The organism is Streptomyces yatensis, from assembly GCF_018069625.1.
GTDB classification, from domain to species: Bacteria; Actinomycetota; Actinomycetes; order Streptomycetales; family Streptomycetaceae; genus Streptomyces; species Streptomyces yatensis.
Genome location: NZ_CP072941.1, coordinates 9,544,439 through 9,560,371, shown reverse-complemented (window position 1 = coordinate 9,560,371; position 15,933 = coordinate 9,544,439). Strand labels below are relative to the sequence as shown.

At 69.1% G+C, this 15,933-nt stretch carries 13 protein-coding genes; 12 read left to right on the top strand and 1 reads right to left on the bottom strand.

Features of this window, described 5'->3' with window-relative positions; translation table 11 throughout:
• Positions 1-47: 47 nt before the first annotated feature.
• The 10 genes from J8403_RS39910 to J8403_RS39865 all read left to right on the top strand — a co-directional run bounded on the left by J8403_RS39910 (position 48) and on the right by J8403_RS39865 (position 12,064).
• Positions 48-857: an ABC transporter permease gene (locus tag J8403_RS39910; protein ID WP_059142622.1), complete on the top strand. Its 810-nt coding sequence runs from the start codon at positions 48-50 to the stop codon at positions 855-857.
• Positions 854-1,633, top strand: a complete 780-nt coding sequence (locus tag J8403_RS39905; RefSeq protein WP_211127436.1) for an ABC transporter ATP-binding protein — start codon at positions 854-856, stop codon at positions 1,631-1,633. The genes J8403_RS39910 and J8403_RS39905 overlap by 4 nt, the downstream gene beginning before the upstream one ends.
• A gap of 55 nt (positions 1,634-1,688) precedes the next feature.
• A complete protein-coding gene (locus tag J8403_RS39900; RefSeq protein ID WP_211127435.1) occupies positions 1,689-2,669 on the top strand; it encodes an aliphatic sulfonate ABC transporter substrate-binding protein in 981 nt (326 codons plus the stop codon).
• Positions 2,666-4,132, top strand: coding sequence for a sulfatase family protein (locus J8403_RS39895; protein WP_211127434.1), 1,467 nt, complete (start codon positions 2,666-2,668; stop codon positions 4,130-4,132). The genes J8403_RS39900 and J8403_RS39895 overlap by 4 nt, the downstream gene beginning before the upstream one ends.
• Positions 4,133-6,493, top strand: coding sequence for a glycoside hydrolase family 43 protein (locus J8403_RS39890; protein ID WP_211127433.1), 2,361 nt, complete (start codon positions 4,133-4,135; stop codon positions 6,491-6,493). It begins immediately after the preceding gene.
• A gap of 86 nt (positions 6,494-6,579) precedes the next feature.
• A complete protein-coding gene (locus tag J8403_RS39885) occupies positions 6,580-6,813 on the top strand; it encodes a hypothetical protein (protein ID WP_211127432.1) in 234 nt (77 codons plus the stop codon).
• A 123-nt stretch (positions 6,814-6,936) separates the two neighbouring features.
• Positions 6,937-8,832: a glycoside hydrolase family 2 protein gene (locus tag J8403_RS39880; protein ID WP_211127431.1), complete on the top strand. Its 1,896-nt coding sequence runs from the start codon at positions 6,937-6,939 to the stop codon at positions 8,830-8,832.
• A complete protein-coding gene (locus J8403_RS39875; RefSeq protein ID WP_211127430.1) occupies positions 8,829-10,136 on the top strand; it encodes an extracellular solute-binding protein in 1,308 nt (435 codons plus the stop codon). Before J8403_RS39880 ends, J8403_RS39875 begins: the two co-directional genes overlap by 4 nt.
• A gap of 31 nt (positions 10,137-10,167) precedes the next feature.
• Positions 10,168-11,118: a carbohydrate ABC transporter permease gene (locus J8403_RS39870; protein ID WP_211127429.1), complete on the top strand. Its 951-nt coding sequence runs from the start codon at positions 10,168-10,170 to the stop codon at positions 11,116-11,118.
• Between the two features lie 58 nt (positions 11,119-11,176).
• Positions 11,177-12,064, top strand: a complete 888-nt coding sequence (locus tag J8403_RS39865; protein ID WP_374212149.1) for a carbohydrate ABC transporter permease — start codon at positions 11,177-11,179, stop codon at positions 12,062-12,064.
• Here the strand turns inward: J8403_RS39865 and J8403_RS39860 are convergent.
• Complete coding sequence (locus J8403_RS39860) at positions 12,058-13,155, bottom strand: LacI family DNA-binding transcriptional regulator (protein WP_211127427.1); 1,098 nt, start codon at positions 13,153-13,155, stop codon at positions 12,058-12,060. The two genes, J8403_RS39865 and J8403_RS39860, sit on opposite strands and share 7 nt — an antisense overlap.
• A gap of 705 nt (positions 13,156-13,860) precedes the next feature.
• Between J8403_RS39860 and J8403_RS39855 the strand changes: the two genes are divergently transcribed.
• The gene (locus J8403_RS39855; RefSeq protein WP_211127426.1) at positions 13,861-15,207 is read left to right on the top strand and encodes an SUMF1/EgtB/PvdO family nonheme iron enzyme; all 1,347 of its coding nucleotides are present in this window, start codon (positions 13,861-13,863) and stop codon (positions 15,205-15,207) included.
• 9 nt (positions 15,208-15,216) lie between these two features.
• Positions 15,217-15,930 (top strand): class II aldolase/adducin family protein, encoded by a 714-nt coding sequence (locus J8403_RS39850; RefSeq protein ID WP_093469389.1) that lies wholly within the window; start codon positions 15,217-15,219, stop codon positions 15,928-15,930.
• Positions 15,931-15,933: the final 3 nt, after the last annotated feature.

Genomic DNA, 15,933 nt, shown 5'->3' with positions numbered 1-15,933 from the left:
GCCCGCCCGGGCTGAAGAGGAGGACCCATGAACCCCGCGAGGCGTCCATGACGGTGGTCACCGCGCCCGAGAAGACCCCCACGACACCGGAAGCGCCACGCGGCGCACGACGCACCGTCCACCCCCTCGTGTTCAATCTGATCGCCCTCGTCCTGGGCGTCACCATCTGGGCCCTGACCGCCGCCGCGGGGCTCGCGGACATCCCCGGACCGCTCTCCGTGAGCTCCCGGGCGCGTGAACTGCTCGCCGACGGAACCCTCACCCAGGACGCGCTGGCCAGTCTGCAGCGGGTGCTCCTCGGGTTCGCGCTCGGCACCCTGGTGGCCGTGCCCGTCGGCTTTCTGATGGGCTGGTACCCGGTCGCCCGGGGCCTGTTGGAGCCGTACGTCCAGTTCTTCCGTACGATCCCGCCGCTCGCGCTGATCCCCCTGGTGATCGTCCTGATGGGCATCGGCGAGACCCCGAAGATCTTCGTCATCTTCCTGGCCGCGTTCATGTCCTGTGTGGTGGCCGCCTTCCAGGGGGTGACCGGCGTGGACCGGACGCTGATCGACGCGGCGCGGGTGCTCGGCGCCTCGGACCGGACCGTCTTCCTCAAGGTGGTCATCCCGGCGTCCACGCCGTTCATCCTGGTCGGCATGCGCATCGGGCTCGGCGCGGCGTGGGCGACCGTGGTGGCGGCCGAGATGATCGGCGCCCAGAAGGGCCTGGGCTTCGAGATGGTCCACGCCCAGACCTACTACGACGTTCCCACGATCTTCGTGGGCCTGATCAGCATCGGCGTCATCGGCCTGGTCATGGACCGGTTGCTGCTGGTGGCCGAGCGCCGTCTCACCGCATGGCAGGAGCGCCGATGAGCCCCAAGATCTCTTTCCGGGACGTGGTCAAGACCTACCCGATGAAGAACACCACCTTCACCGCGCTCGGCCAGGTCACACTGGACATCGGGGACCGGGAGTTCGTCGCGGTGGTCGGGCCCTCCGGATGCGGCAAGTCCACCTTGCTGAGCATGGTGGCCGGACTGGTGGAACCCACCTCCGGCACGGTCACGGTGGACGGCGCTCCCGTCGCCGGGCCGGGGCCGGACCGCGGGGTGATCTTCCAGCAGTACGCGCTGTTCCCGTGGCTGACGGTGCGCGGCAACGTGGAGTTCGGGCTGAAGCTGGCCCATGTCCCCGCCGCGGAGCGCAGGCGGCGCGCCGAACACGCCATCGAGCTGGTCGGACTAGCCGACTTCGCGGACGCCCTGCCCAAGACCCTCTCCGGAGGGATGAAACAGCGCTGCGCCATCGCCCGGGCCTATGCCGTGGATCCCGAAGTCCTGCTGATGGACGAGCCGTTCGGGGCGCTGGACGCGCTGACCCGGGTGCAGCTGCAGGACCAGCTGCTGGACACCTGGACCAAGGAGCGGCGCACCGTCCTGTTCATCACGCATGACGTCGACGAGGCGGTGTATCTGGCCGGGCGGGTGGTTGTGATGGCCGCCCGGCCGGGCCGTGTCCACCGGGTCATCGACGTGGACCTGCCCTATCCGCGGACCGAGGAGATACGGCTCTCCCCGGAGTTCGCCCGGATCCGCAACGACGTCTGGACCCAGGTCTACCACCAGACACCGGCCGACTCCGCCGCCTGACCTCCCTCCACCCTCCACACCCCTCCCACCCCACTTCCGAAGGGACTCACCCGAGATGAGGATGAGCCGACGCGACTTCATACGCACACTCTCCGCGACCGGTGCGGCACTGTCGGTGGCCGCGTGTTCGTCCTCCGGCAAGGGCGGCGGCTCCGCGGTCAGGTTCGGCTATATCGCCGACTACAACGGCGCGAGCCTGCTGGCCATCGCCGAGGACCGCGGCCTGTGGAAGAAACACGGCCTGACCGTCGAGCCCAAGGTGTTCGTCAACGGCCCGGTCCAGATCCAGGCCCTGCGCACCGGCAATCTGGACTACGGCTACATCGGTCCGGGCGCCCTGTGGCTGCCCGCCTCCGGCAAGGCCACCATCGTGGCGGTCAATACGCTCACCTACGCCGACCGCGTCATCGCCCGGCCCGGTATCGCCTCGATCCGGGAACTGAGGGGAAAGAAGGTCGGTGTCCCCGAGGGCACATCCGGTGAGATGGCGCTCAATCTCGCGCTCCAACAGGCCGGGATGACCATGAAGGACATCTCGAAGGTGGTGATGGACGCGCCCACCGTCGTCTCCGCGTTCGCCTCCGGGCAGATCGACGGCGCCGGGATCTGGTACCCCCTCATCGACACCATCAAGGAGAAGGTGCCGGGGATGAAGGAGGTGGCGAGTACCGAGGACATCCCCGGCTCCTCCTTCCCCACCGCCTTCGTCTCCGCCGCCAAGGGAAAGCCGGAGCGCGATCAGAAGGTCGTGAAGGTCCTGCAGGAGGCCAACGACTGGCGGGCCGCGCACCAGAAGGAGTCCATCGCGCTGGCGGCGAAACTGCTCAAGGCCGATGAGGCGAAGGTCGCGGCCGACGCGGAGCATGTGAAGACGATGACGACCGCCGAGCTCGTCGCCAGAACCAAGGACGGCACCGTCGACAAGTGGCTGGACGGCATGAGCCGGTTCTTCGTCCGGACCGGGCAGTTGAAGAAGTCGCCCGACCCGTCCTCGTTCTACGCCGGTGACCTCTACACGAAGGCGGCCGCCCGATGAACCTGCTGTTCCTGATGACCGATCAGCACCGCGTCGACACCCTCGGCTGTTACGGCAATCCGCATGTGGCCACGCCCAACCTGGACCGGCTGGCGGCGACCGGCACCCGCTTCGACCGCTTCTACACCCCCACCGCCATCTGCACCCCGGCCCGCGCCAGTCTGCTCACCGGCCAGGCGCCGTTCCGCCACCGGCTGCTGGCCAACTACGAGCGCAACGTCGGCTATCTGGAGGATCTGCGCGAGGACGCGTTCACCTTCCCCACCGCCCTGGCCGAGCGTGACTACCAGCTCGGCCTGGTCGGCAAGTGGCATGTGGGCACCCACCGCAACGCCGCCTCGTACGGCTTCGACGGGCCCGATCTGCCCGGCTGGCACAACCCCGTGGACCATCCGGACTACGCGGCATACCTGAAGGAGCGGGGCCTGCCGCCGTACCGGATATCCGATCCGATCCGCGGCACCACGCCCAACGGCAATCCGGGCAATCTGCTGGCGGCGCGGCTGCACCAGCCGGTGGAGGCCACCTTCGAGCACTATCTGGCCACCCGCGCCATCGAGCAGCTGGAGCGCTACGCCGCGGACGGGCGGCCGTTCTTCCTGGCCACCCACTTCTTCGGACCGCATCTGCCGTATCTGCTGCCCGACGCGTACTTCGACCGCTACGACCCCGACCTGGTGGACCTGCCCGCCTCGATCGCCGAGACCTTCGAGGGAAAGCCACCGGTGCAGCGCAACTACAGCGCCCACTGGACCTTCGACACCATCCCGATCGAGGTGACCCGCAAGCTGATCGCGGTCTACTGGGGCTACGTCACACTCATCGACGAGCAGATCGGGCGCATCCTCACCCGCCTGGAGGAGCTCGGGCTGGCCGATGACACCTCGGTGTTCTTCACCGCCGACCACGGCGAGTTCACCGGCGCCCACCGGCTGCACGACAAGGGCCCGGCGATGTACGAGGACATCTATCGCATCCCCGGCATCATCCGCGTCCCCGGGGCGGCCCCGCAGGTCCGCGAGGAGTTCGTCAGCCTCACCGACTGCACGGCCACCATCCTGGACCTCGCGGGCTGCGACACCTCACCGGCCGTGGACAGCCGAAGCCTGGTGCCCCTGGTGCGGGGCGAACATCCGCGGTGGCCGGCCGAGTTGCTCGCCGAGTTCCACGGCCACCACTTCCCGTATCCGCAGCGGATGATCCGCGACGAGCGCCACAAGCTCATCGTCAATCCCGAGTCGGTCAACGAGCTCTACGACCTGGACACCGACCCCGATGAGCTGACCAACCGCTATGAGCACCCCGAGCTGCTGCCCGTGCGCCGCCGCCTGATGCGCCGCCTGTACGACCTGCTGCGCGAGCGCGGCGACAACTTCTACCACTGGATGACCCCGATGTTCGACATCGGGGACCTCGACCACGACCCGAGCCTGAGCTCCTTCGAGCCGGAAGGGACCGCGTAGATGAGACGAAGTCCCGGCACCCTCGTCGCCACGCTGCTGTGCGCGCTGCTGGCCGGGCTGCTGCCCGCGGCCCAGGCGACGGCCGCCGCGCGCCCGGCGACGGAGGACACCACGACGGCCCGCGAGGCCCCGACGTACCACAACCCCCTGACGGCCGGAGTGGTCGACACCTTCCCCGACCCGGTGATGATCCGGGGCAAGGACGGGCTGTGGTACGCGTACGGCACCCAGAACCCGGTGTTCCAGAGCAAGGGTGAGGACGGTGAGCGGATGCTGCCCATCCTCCGCTCGGCCGATATGGCGCACTGGGAGTACGCCGGAGAGGTCTTCACCCCCGAGACCAAACCCGCCTGGCACAAGGGCGCCCGGCTGTGGGCCCCCGACATCCGCTATGTGAACGGCCACTACAACCTGTACTACTCGGTGTCCTCGGAGAACACCGTCGGAGTGGCCACCGCGCCCACCCCCACCGGACCCTGGACCGACCAGGGAGCCGTGCTGCCCGCGCCGAGCGGCTGCGCCACGGGCAACATCGACCAGGCCCAGTTCACGGACGAGGGCGGGCAGCCCTATCTGTACTGGGGGAGCTACGACACGATCTGCGTGGCGAAGATGAACGCCGCCCGCACCCGTATCGAGGGCGCGGTGACCGAAGTGGCGCAGGGCCGCCGGATGGAGGGCGGTTTCGTCGTCCGGCGCGGTGGCCACTACTACCTCTTCTACTCCGACGCCGGTTGCTGCGACGGCGCCTACAGCGGCTATCAGGTCAAGGTCGGCCGGGCGACCAGCCCGACCGGGCCCTTCGTGGACGACGAGGGCGATCCGCTGACGGCCGCCACCAGCAAGGGCGGCGTGGCGCTGACCGCGAACGGCAACGGCTGGATCGGCCCCGGGCACAACGCCCTGCAGACCGATCTCTCCGGCCAGGACTGGCTCGTCTACCACGCCATCTCCTCCGACGACCCGGACCTCGAACCGGCCGCGGGCGGCACGCTGAAGCTGTCCAAGCGGCCGATGCTCATGGACCGGCTGGACTGGATCGACGGCTGGCCGGTCGTACGGGCCGGGGCCGGCCCCTCCCAGGGCGCGCAGCGGGCCCCGGTGGCCTCCTGGGCCGCGGGCGGCACCTTCAACGACGGCTCCCTGAAGGGGTGGCACGACGGTGGCGGCTCCGGCGCCGACGGCTGGCGCGTCGGACACGAGCAGGACGCCCAGGGCTTCGTCACACCGCGCGGGAATCCCACCGGCCCCGCCGCTCTGGTCTCGGACCGCTCCGCCCCGGCGGCCCGGCGCGCCGAGGCCGACCTTCGGGTCACCTCGGCCACCGGCGCGGCCGGGCTGCTGGTCGGCTACACCGGTCCGCACGACGCCGTGGTGGCATGGCTGGACAGGGCGCGCAACGCGCTGGTGACGGACGTACGGGTCGGCGGCCGGAGCCGCGGCGCCCGTACGACCCCGCTCCCGGCGGACTTCGCCTGGGACACCTGGCACAACGTGGCGGCCGAGATCCGCGGCACCCGGATGACCGTGGAGGTGAGCGCGGACCGGCTGCGGGACGCGGTGGCCACGCAGGAGCGGACGCTGCCCGCGACGGCGGTCCGCCCCGGCAAGGTCGGCGTCGCCGCCCGTGGCTCCGGAGTGGCCGCCGACAACGTCGGGGCCGCGGCGCTCCACACACCGGTCACCACCCGCGTCCCGGAACATGTGCCGGGCCCGCCGCTGCCCGCCTACAGCGACGAGTTCGACACCGCCACCGTCCCCGGCACCACCGCGGATTCGCCGTGGTCATGGGTGCGCGGACCGGCGTCCGGGGTCACGATGGCCGATGGCGCCCTGTCCTGGCCGACTCAGGGCGGCGAGCTCTATCTCGGCACCAATACGGCGTCGGTGCTGACCCGCGACGCTCCGCCGGGCGACTACACCGTGGAGACGCGGCTCCGCTTCGCTCCGGGGCGGGCCAATCAGCAGGCCGGGCTGGTGCTCTACGGGAACGACGACCGCTATCTGAAGCTGGTGCACGCGGTGCTCCCGGTGAGCCACACCGACGGAAGGGCCACGCACGTCACGGAGTTCGCGAAGGAGGGCGAGCGTCCCACCACCACACCGCCGACCCTGGTGGCCTACGGGCCGATGTTCGGCGGCCCGCCCGCGGACACGCTGTGGATGCGGCTGTCGTACCACGCCGACAGCGCGCGGGAGGAGACCGAGGCGCACGCCGCCACCAGCACGGACGGTGTGCACTGGGTCCACACCGGCGTCTGGACCCTGCCGGGCGTGAACAAGCTCAGGATCGGTCTGGTCGCGCAGAACACCGCGGGCGCGGTCGCGCGCTTCGACTACGTGCGCACCTACCGCCGCTGACCTTCCGAGCGAGCCCCCGTCCTATGCTGATCACTTTGTTCATACGCGACGGGGGCCGCTTCGGCGGCCGGAGAAGGTGAGCGAGCGTGGCCAAGCCTGTCCGTGCGGCGATCGGGGACGTGTGGATCACATGTGTGTTCTGCAAGGGCGACCTCTTCCGGGACCGCGAGGTGAAGCTCAACAGCACCGGCATGGAGCTGTTCAAGTTCGGCTGGGCCAACGAATCGGCCACCGGACTGATCTGCTGGAACTGCGGCTATGTACACCTTTTCGCCAACACTGACCTCGAGCTGTACAAGGTGAAGAAGGGCGAGATCTAGCCACGCCCACCGGCGGCCGCCCGAGGTCGCGGTAAAAGATGGTGCGCGGGATCTTTACAACGATGTAAACGGGTGATGGCATACCCCTGCCCGGCCGAATCCCCGCCCTGTCCCGGAGACCCCATGGCTCACACCGACACCCTCTCGCCCGATGTGTCGAACGCCGTTCCACGGCCCGAATATCCCCGTCCCACCTTCGTCCGTGAGAACTGGCTCAATCTCAACGGCACCTGGCAGTTCGCGTTCGACCCCGGTGACAGTGGACTCGAACGCGGTCTGGTGCACCAGGAGCTGGACGGGCGGATCCTGGTCCCGTTCTGCCCCGAGTCAGAGCTGTCGGGGATCGGTGACACCGACTTCCACCCCGCGGTCTGGTACCGGCGCACGGTCCGGATCCCGGCGCACTGGGCCGGCCGGCGGGTGCTGCTGCACTTCGGAGCCGTCGACCATGACGCCACCGTCTGGGCCGACGGCCGCGAAGTGGCCCGGCACAGCGGCGGCTTCACCTCCTTCACCGCCGACCTCGGCGAGGTGGCGGGCCCGGCCGGCGAAGACGCTGAGGTGGTGATCGTGGTACGGGCCCGGGACGCCCGGCACGGCCCTCAGGCGCGCGGCAAGCAGGCCACCGAGTACGCCAACAGCGACTGCCACTACACCCGCACCACCGGCATCTGGCAGACGGTCTGGATGGAGCCGGTGTCCGAGGTCCATCTGCGCAGGCCCCGGATCACCCCCGACCTCGCGTCCGGGGCCTTCCACCTCGAACTGCCCATCAGCGCCAACCGGCCCGGCCACCGGATCACGGCCCGGGTGAGCGACGCGGACGGCGAGACGGTGGCCGAGGCGACGGTGCGCGCCGACCTCGACATGGCACCCCGTATGGTGCTCGCGCTGCCCGAGGACCGGCGCCGGCCGTGGTCGCCGGAGGACCCCCATCTGTACCGGGTGCGGTTCGAGTTGCTGGACGCCGACGGCGAGATCGTGGACCGCGCCGAGTGCACCGCCGGGCTGCGGTCGGTGGCCATCGACGGCAAGCGGCTGCTGCTCAACGGGCGCCCCGTCTTCCAGCGGCTGGTCCTGGACCAGGGCTGGTACCCCGACGGGCTGATGACCGCGCCCGACGACGCCGCCCTCGTCCGGGACATCGAGCTGTCGCTGGCCGCCGGGTTCAACGGGGCGCGGCTGCACCAGAAGGTGTTCGAGGAGCGGTTCCTGCACCACGCGGACCGGCTCGGCTATCTCGTCTGGGGCGAGTTCGGCGACTGGGGAGCCGGCACCGGGCGCACCACCCGGGACAACCAGCAGCCCACCGCCGGATTCATCGCGCAGTGGCTGGAGGCCGTGGAGCGGGACTACTCCCATCCGTCGATCGTGGGCTGGTGCCCGCTGAACGAGACACACCAGGAACTCCACGACCGGCAGAGCGTCCTGGACGATGTCACCCGGGGCATGTTCCTGGCCACGAAGGCCGCGGACACCTCCCGTCCGGTCCTGGACGCCTCGGGCTACTCCCACCGCGTGGCCGAGACCGACGTGTACGACTCGCACAGCTATGAACAGGACCCTGAGGCGTTCCGCCGCCAGATGGCGGGGCTGGACAAGGACGAGCCGTTCCTCAACCCCGACAACCGGGGAAACCCCGGCAAGCGGGACACCGACGCGGTGTGGTCGCTGCCGTACCGCGGCCAGCCCTACTTCTGCAGCGAGTTCGGCGGCATCTGGTGGAACCCGGAGGAGGCGGAGGCCGCGGCCGGTGACGACCGCGAGGTGTCCTGGGGCTACGGGGAGCGGCCGCGGACCGAGGAGGAGTTCCACACGCGCTTCGCGGGGCTGACCGCGGCGCTGCTCGACGACCCCCTGATGTTCGGCTACTGCTACACCCAGCTCACCGATGTCTTCCAGGAGCAGAACGGCGTCTACCGCTTCGACCGGAGCAGCAAGCTCGACGTGGCGCGGGTGCGCGCGGCCCAGCAGCGGCCCGCCGCCTTCGAGCGCCCGGCCGGTGAGGAGGGGCGATGAGCGGTCTGTCACGGCGTGGTCTGCTGAGAGGCGCGCTGTACGGGGCGGGCGCCGCCGTGTCGGCGTCCGCGCTCAGCGGCTGCGGTTCGATCGCCGGGAGCGTGGCGAGCGCCGACGAGATCCAGTACTGGACCCTGTTCACCGGCCCCGACGGCGAACTGATGAAGACCATGACCCGGAACGTGGAGAAGCGCGTCCCGGATCTCAAGGTCAGGACGACGGTGCTGGACTGGGGCCCGCCGTACTACACCAAGCTGGCGATGGCCTCGGCCGGCGGCCGGTCGCCGGATGTGGCCATCATGCACCTGACCCGCCTGGCGGGCTACGCCCCCGGCGGTCTGCTCGACCCCTGGGACACGGATCTGCTGGCCGAGTTCGGCCTGAAGCAGGACGACCTCAACAAGACGCTGGTGAAGCGGAGTCTGTACCAGGGCACCCCGTACGCCATTCCGCTGGACACCCACCCCTTCGTCGTCTTCTTCGACCGGGACGTCATGGACAAGGCGGGCCTGCTCACGGGCGACGGCGGGCTCGTGCCCTTCGAATCGCCGAAGCACTCCCTGGAGCTGATGGACAAGCTCCGCAAGGACACCGGCAAGCTGGGACCCGTCTTCGGCCATGCGAACGACGCGGCGATGGGCTGGCGGATGTTCTGGACGCTGTTCAGCCAGACCGGTGCCACCTTCGATCTCACGGGCGAGCGCGCCGAGATCGACGAGGACACCGCCGTCGAGGTGGTGCGCTTCATGGCCGACCTGGCACGCGACAGCCGCACCATGGACGTCCAGACGGCGATCGCCGCCTTCGCCAACGGCCGTTCCCCGATGATCTTCTCGGGCGAGTGGGACATGGCCACCTACAAGACGGCCCTGAAGGACAGGCTGGGCGGCTCGCCCATCCCCACCTTCTACGACCGTCCGGCCGGGGCCTCCGACAGCCATGCCCTGGTGCTGCCGCACCAGGACAACCCGGATCCGGAGCACCGGCGGCGCACCCACCAGTTCGTGGCCGAGCTGGTCAAATCCGGGCTGACGTGGGCGTCGGCGGGTCATATCCCCGCGTACACACCGGCCGTCTCGTCCGCGGGCTACGCCAAGTTGCGTCCGCAGTCCGAGTACGCGGCCGCCGCGAAGCAGCTCGTGCTCGACCCGCCGGTGTGGTTCGCGGGCTCCGGCTCGGACTTCCAGACGCGGATGTGCCAGGCGCTCGATCCCGCGCTCGGCGGCTCGTCGTCCGCGGCGAGTGCGGTGCGCACGATGGTTTCCCAGATCAACACCCTGATGGCTCAGCCGAATCCGGCCTGATCGCGACGGAATCGCAGAAAGGAGCGATGTGATGGCTTCCGTCTCCACCTCCGCGCGGCAGGCCGCGGCCGGATCCCGGCGCGCCGGATCCCGATGGGCCGCTGCCACCGGCCGGCGACGGTCCCCGGGCGGCGCCGGGTGGCTCTTCGCCACCCCCTTCCTGGTGTTCTTCACGCTCTTCCTCCTCGTGCCGATCGGCATCGGCCTGTGGATGAGCTTCACCGACGCCAGCCTGACCGGCCACGGTGACGGCGTCTTCGTCGGCCTGGACAACTACACCGAGGCGTTCGGCGACAGCCAGGTGTGGCAGACCCTCGGCAACACGGTCTGGTTCACCGTCCTGACCACCGTCCCCCTCGTGATCGTCGCCCTGGTGATGGCCCTGCTGGTGTACACGGGGATGCCGGGGCAGTGGCTGTGGCGGCTCGCCTTCTTCGCGTCGCATCTGCTGCCGGTGGCGGTGGTCTACCAGATCTGGAGCATGCTCTTCCAGCCGGACCGGGGGATGCTCAACAGCGTGCTCCAGACGTTCGGGATGGACGGGATCGCCTGGCTGACGGACGAGAAGTACGCGATGTGGTCCATCGGGCTGGTGACCCTGTGGTGGACGGTGGGATTCAACTTCCTGCTCTACCTGGCCGCGTTGCAGGCGATCCCCGACCACCTCTACGAGGCGGCCGCGCTCGACGGCGCCGGTGCGTGGCGCCGGCTGTGGTCGGTCACCCTCCCCCAGCTGCGCCGGACCACCGCACTGATCGCGGTGTTGCAGGTGATGGCGTCGCTGAAGGTGTTCGACCAGATCTATCTGCTGACCAAAGGCGGCCCCAACGGGGCCACCCGGCCGATCCTGGAGTACATCTACGACACCGGCTTCACCAACTACCGGCTCGGCTATGCCTCGGCGGTGTCGTACGTGTTCTTCGGGATCATCATCATCCTCTCGCTCGCCCAGCTGAAGATCTTCTCGCGCAGGGAGGACTGATCGCGCCATGACCACCGAGACACTCTCCCCCCGTACCCCCGGAAAGCCCCGCTCGACCATGCCCCGGGAAGTGGTCCGGCGGCGTCGCTACGGCGGCCACGCCTGGCACCCCACCCTCGGGACGGGCCCCCTCCCCCGTGTGCTGACGCTGCTGGCGCTGGCACTGATGACGGTGATCTGGCTGGTGCCGTTCGGCTGGGGCGTGGACACCTCGTTCAAGACGGAGGTCGACGCGAGCGCGTCGGGCGCCGACTGGATCCCCAAGGCGGGCTTCACCCTCGACGCCTACCGGACCATCCTCGATCAGGGCAATCTCCCGGTGTGGGCGGTGAACAGCGTCGTGATCGCCGTGTGCGTCACGGCGATCACCGTGACCATCTCGGCGATGGCGGCGTATGCCTTCTCGCGTACGCTCTTCCGCGGCCGCCGGGTGCTCTTCGCCGTCACCATCGCCTCGATCATGGTGCCGCCGCAGATCCTGATCGTGCCGCTCTTCCGGCAGATGCTCGCGATGAACCTCGTCGACACCTACGCGGCGGTGATCCTGCCGCAGGTGGTGGCGCCCGCGATGGTGTTCATCCTGAAGAAGTTCTTCGACGGCATTCCGCGTGAGCTGGAGGAGGCGGCCCGGATCGATGGGGCGGGCAGCTTCCGGGTGTTCTGGAGTGTGGTGCTGCCGCTGTCCCGGCCGATCCTGGCGGCCGTGGCGATATTCGTCTTCATCAACACCTGGAACAACTTCCTCTGGCCGTTCATCAGCACCAGCGATCCGCAGCTGATGACACTCCCGGTGGGGCTGTCGACCGTGAAGGACTCCACGGGGCTGCGGAACGCCCAGGAGTCGGCCGCCTCGATCCTCGGCTCCATCCCGCTGCTGATCGTCTTCATGCTGTTCCAGCGTCAGATCGTCAGGTCGGTGGCCACCACGGGGCTGGGAGGTCAGTGAGAGCTCCGGGCGACACCGCCCTCGGTGGACTCGCGGGCGTGGAGGGTATGTCCGACGACGACTTCCCGGGCCGGGCGGTCCGGTGCCTCGATCCGCTCCAGCAGCAGATCGATGGCGTGCCGGGCGATGGCGGTCTTGTCCGGTGCCACGCTGCTCAGGCTCGGGGTGCTGTACCGCGCGGCCTCGATGTCGTCGAAGCCCATCACGGCCATGTCGTCCGGCACCCGTAGTCCGCGCTCGTACAGGGTGCGCAGTGCGCCGAGGGCGAGCGCGTCGTTGAAGCAGAACACGGCGTCCGGCGGTTCGGCCTGGTCGAGCAGCGCCGCCATCGCCCGGGCGCCCTCGGCCAGGTGGTAGCGGGGGGTCTCCCGCTCCAGCCGGGCGTCCAGTGGCAGACCGGCCTCCTCCAGCGCCTGGCGGTAGCCGGTCCTGCGCAGCAGCGGTGTGCCGATGTACGGCTCGGGCTGCACCCCGATGGCGGCGATCCGGCGGCGCCCGCCGGCCACCAGGTGGCTCACGGCCTGCTGCGCGGCGGCCACGTTGTCGATCACCACATGGTCGGCGAGGCCGCCGCTGGGGCGTTCGCCGATGAGCACGAGCGGCACCGTGCCGAGGTGGTTCGCCAGCTCGCTGCCGTGCAGCGCGAGCGGGCTCACCACCATGCCGTCCACCACCTGGTCGCCCAGGCCGTGGATCACCGCCGCCTCCCGCTCGCGGTCACCGAGGGTCTGCTCGATCAGCAGGGTGCGGCCGTGCTCCTCTGCCGTGGTGAGGAAGTGCCGTCCCAGCTCGGCGAAGTACGGGACGTCCAGCTCGGGCAGGACCAGCCCGATCATGCCGGTGCTGCCGCGGCGGAGGTTGCGGGCCACCCGGTTGGGCCGGTAGCCGAGTTCCCGGATGGCCCGCTGGACCCGCTCCCGGGTCGCCGGGGACACATGCACAAAGCCGTTGATCACATTCGACACGGTCTTCGGGGAGACCCCGGCGAGCGTCGCCACGTCCTTGACGGTGGCGCTCCGGCCGGCACCGTCCGGGCGCTTCCGCCCCGGTGCCGCTTGTTCCCTGGTGGTCTGCTGTTTCACGGCGGTCACCGACCGATCCTAGAGCGTGACGGTGGTGGGCCGCATGGCGGGCACCACCCGGGCCCCGTCCCCTCGGGAGACGGCCGCCTCCTCGGGAGACCAGCGCCCCCGGGAGACGGGTGATGCGAAGATCGAAACACAACCGGAGTGGAATACTCAATTCAGCTTGCACACCAAGATTACATAAAGCCTAAAAGCTTTTTGGCTCGCATCCGTTGTGGCAGAGGTGACGGATGCCTATAGTGCCGTGAGGTGTACATGCGACTCCCTGAGCGGATGCTGGACGTCACGCAACGGAGGAAGTGTAGTGGCACTGATTTCCTGGGCGTCCGCCCCCTTCGGACGCTTCCGAAGATGCAGATGAGCATGGTGCGCTGCTGACCCACAGCGCCTGCCAGTGACAAGATCCCGGCTCGGTGCGATCACGGCCGGTACGCATCTCTCTCAGGAATCCTTGAAACGGGAGACCTTCTCGTCACCGCGCCCTCGGGCGCCCATGAGTGGCCACGCTGTGCGCGTGGCTTGGAAAACTCCGACCGGCGAGCGAATGGAGGTGACTGAGGATGACAGCCGAGGACTTCCTGGCTTCCCGCGAGGCGGGCGAGGCCGCGACGAAGTGGTAATCGTCGCAACCGATAGGTAAAGGGCGCCGGGCGGATCTCCGTATTCGCCCGGCACCCCGTCGGGGCAGTGTGTACGAGGGTGGGTGGGACAATGCTGCACGGACTCTTGAACGAGGAATCGATAAACTCCCTTCAGGGCCAGGAGTATCGTGACCGGATCCAGCGGATAGATAAGGCGCTGACCGATGCCGCCGACGGCGACCTCTCGCTGAAGGAACTGGCCGAGTGGGCGGTCGGACACCGGGACTGGAACGTCAGGCGCCTCGCCGTGGAAACCCTCGCCGCCCGGTTCGTCGACGCCCCCGAGGCACGGGCGGCGATCAGCGAGGCGATCCACGACGACGTCGACTGGGTGGCCTTCACCGCCATCAAGGTCGCCGGCGAGCACCGGGTCCCGGAGGCGGTGGCCCATATGATCCGCATCTCCGGCTGGCCCAGCAACTTCACCAAGCCCGCCTACGCCCGCAAACCCGTGGGCTGCGGTGCCGCCTTCACCAAGCGCGCGCTGCTCGACTTCTTCGACTCCACCGATCCGGACGAGCTCCGCGAACTGGAGGACCGCCACTTCGCCCGGCTGCGGGCCACGGTGGACTCCGCCAGACGCGAACCGGACCTGCGCGATGCGGTGCTGATTCCGGCCGGGCCGTTCATCGCCGGGGCCCGGGTGAACGACATCGGCCCCTTCCAGATGGACAACACCGACAATCCGCTGCGCGTCGAGGAACTTCCCGCGTATTACATCGACCGGACCACGGTGACCAACGCGCGGTACGCGGAATTCCTGGACGCGGTGGGTGGCTCCAGGGAGTTCGCCCACCCCGATGAGCCCGACGGCAAGGACTACACCCCGGCGCATTGGCACGATCCCCGGTTCAACGGGCCGGGCTTCCCGGTGGTCGGGGTCGACTGGTACGACGCCTACGCGTTCGCCCGCTGGGCCGGAGGCAGACTGCCCTCGGAGAACGAATGGGAGAAGGCCGCCCGCGGAACCGACGGCCGGATCTACCCATGGGGCGACGAATGGAGCAATGACAAGGCACAAAGCGTCTTCACGGCATACGGCCGCGACGACATCCGGAATCTCGCGGAACTGGAGGAGCTGCTCGTCACCACCACCGTCTCCTGGCCCGATCGCCCGGTGGCGGCGGCCGACTCCCATCCGGGCGGCGCGAGCCCCTACGGCGTCCTCAACATGGCGGGGAACGTCTGGGAGCTCACCCGCACCAATTTCTTCACCCGGGCCGATATGGCCCCCTTCTTCAAGGGGCGTTCGGGGCAGGAATTCATGAACCGCCCCGAGGCTTTCCATGTGCTGCGCGGTGGGACGTGGACCTCGCCTCCGGTCTGCCTGTCGACCTTCTACCGGGGCAAGGACCTGCTCACCGACCGGCACAACGAAGTCGGCTTTCGCTGCGTATACGACGCTTCTGGAAAGTGAGGTTGCACCATGCCGGACCGAGGCGAGCGCGATGTTCTGCGGCAGTCTCTGGTGGAGGGCATCCATCTGCTCGCGGAGCTGGGCTACAGCGAGGGCATCGCGGGCCATGTGAGCGTGCGCGACCCGGAGGACCCGGACGCCTACTGGGTCAATCCCTTCGGTCTGGACTTCCACCATGTGAGGGTCGACGATCTGCTCCTCGTCGGGGCGCAGGGCACCGTCCTGGAGGGCTCGGGCGAGCTCAATCCCTCGGTGGACCCGCTCCATGGTGAACTGCACCGCAACCGGCCGGACCTGGTGGCCTTCGCCCATGCCCACGCGATGTACGGCAAGACCTGGTCGTCGCTGGGCCGGCTGCTCGATCCGATCACTCAGGACGCCTGCGTCCTCTACCGGCGGCACGGCCTGTACGACCGGTTCACCGGTCTGGTCAACGCGCGCCAGGAGGGCAAGGAGGTCATCGAGGCCATGGGCGACGGCACTGCCGTGATCATGCAGAATCATGGCTTCCTGACCGGGGGCCGTTCCCTGGGCGAGGCAATCTGGCTGTTCATCGTGATGGAACGGGCCGCCGCCTCCCAGCTGATGGCCGAGGCCGTCGGCACTCCGCGGCTGATCCCGCACGAGACGGCCCTGGAGACCGGACGCGCGCTGGCCAAGCTCGAATTCGCCGACCGGCAGTACCGGAATCTGTACGAGACGACCTGCCGGCGCGGGAAGTGACAC

Bases quoted from the DNA above. Each gene is read 5' to 3' on its own strand.
- J8403_RS39890 (WP_211127433.1), top strand. From the start codon at position 4,133: ATGAGACGAAGTCCCGGCACCCTCGTCGCCACGCTGCTGTGCGCGCTG.
- J8403_RS39900 (WP_211127435.1), top strand. From the start codon at position 1,689: ATGAGGATGAGCCGACGCGACTTCATACGCACACTCTCCGCGACCGGT.
- J8403_RS39895 (WP_211127434.1), top strand. From the start codon at position 2,666: ATGAACCTGCTGTTCCTGATGACCGATCAGCACCGCGTCGACACCCTC.
- J8403_RS39850 (WP_093469389.1), top strand. From the start codon at position 15,217: ATGCCGGACCGAGGCGAGCGCGATGTTCTGCGGCAGTCTCTGGTGGAG.
- J8403_RS39910 (WP_059142622.1), top strand. From the start codon at position 48: ATGACGGTGGTCACCGCGCCCGAGAAGACCCCCACGACACCGGAAGCG.
- J8403_RS39875 (WP_211127430.1), top strand. From the start codon at position 8,829: ATGAGCGGTCTGTCACGGCGTGGTCTGCTGAGAGGCGCGCTGTACGGG.
- J8403_RS39865 (WP_374212149.1), top strand. From the start codon at position 11,177: ATGCCCCGGGAAGTGGTCCGGCGGCGTCGCTACGGCGGCCACGCCTGG.
- J8403_RS39905 (WP_211127436.1), top strand. From the start codon at position 854: ATGAGCCCCAAGATCTCTTTCCGGGACGTGGTCAAGACCTACCCGATG.
- J8403_RS39855 (WP_211127426.1), top strand. From the start codon at position 13,861: ATGCTGCACGGACTCTTGAACGAGGAATCGATAAACTCCCTTCAGGGC.
- J8403_RS39880 (WP_211127431.1), top strand. From the start codon at position 6,937: ATGGCTCACACCGACACCCTCTCGCCCGATGTGTCGAACGCCGTTCCA.
- J8403_RS39870 (WP_211127429.1), top strand. From the start codon at position 10,168: ATGGCTTCCGTCTCCACCTCCGCGCGGCAGGCCGCGGCCGGATCCCGG.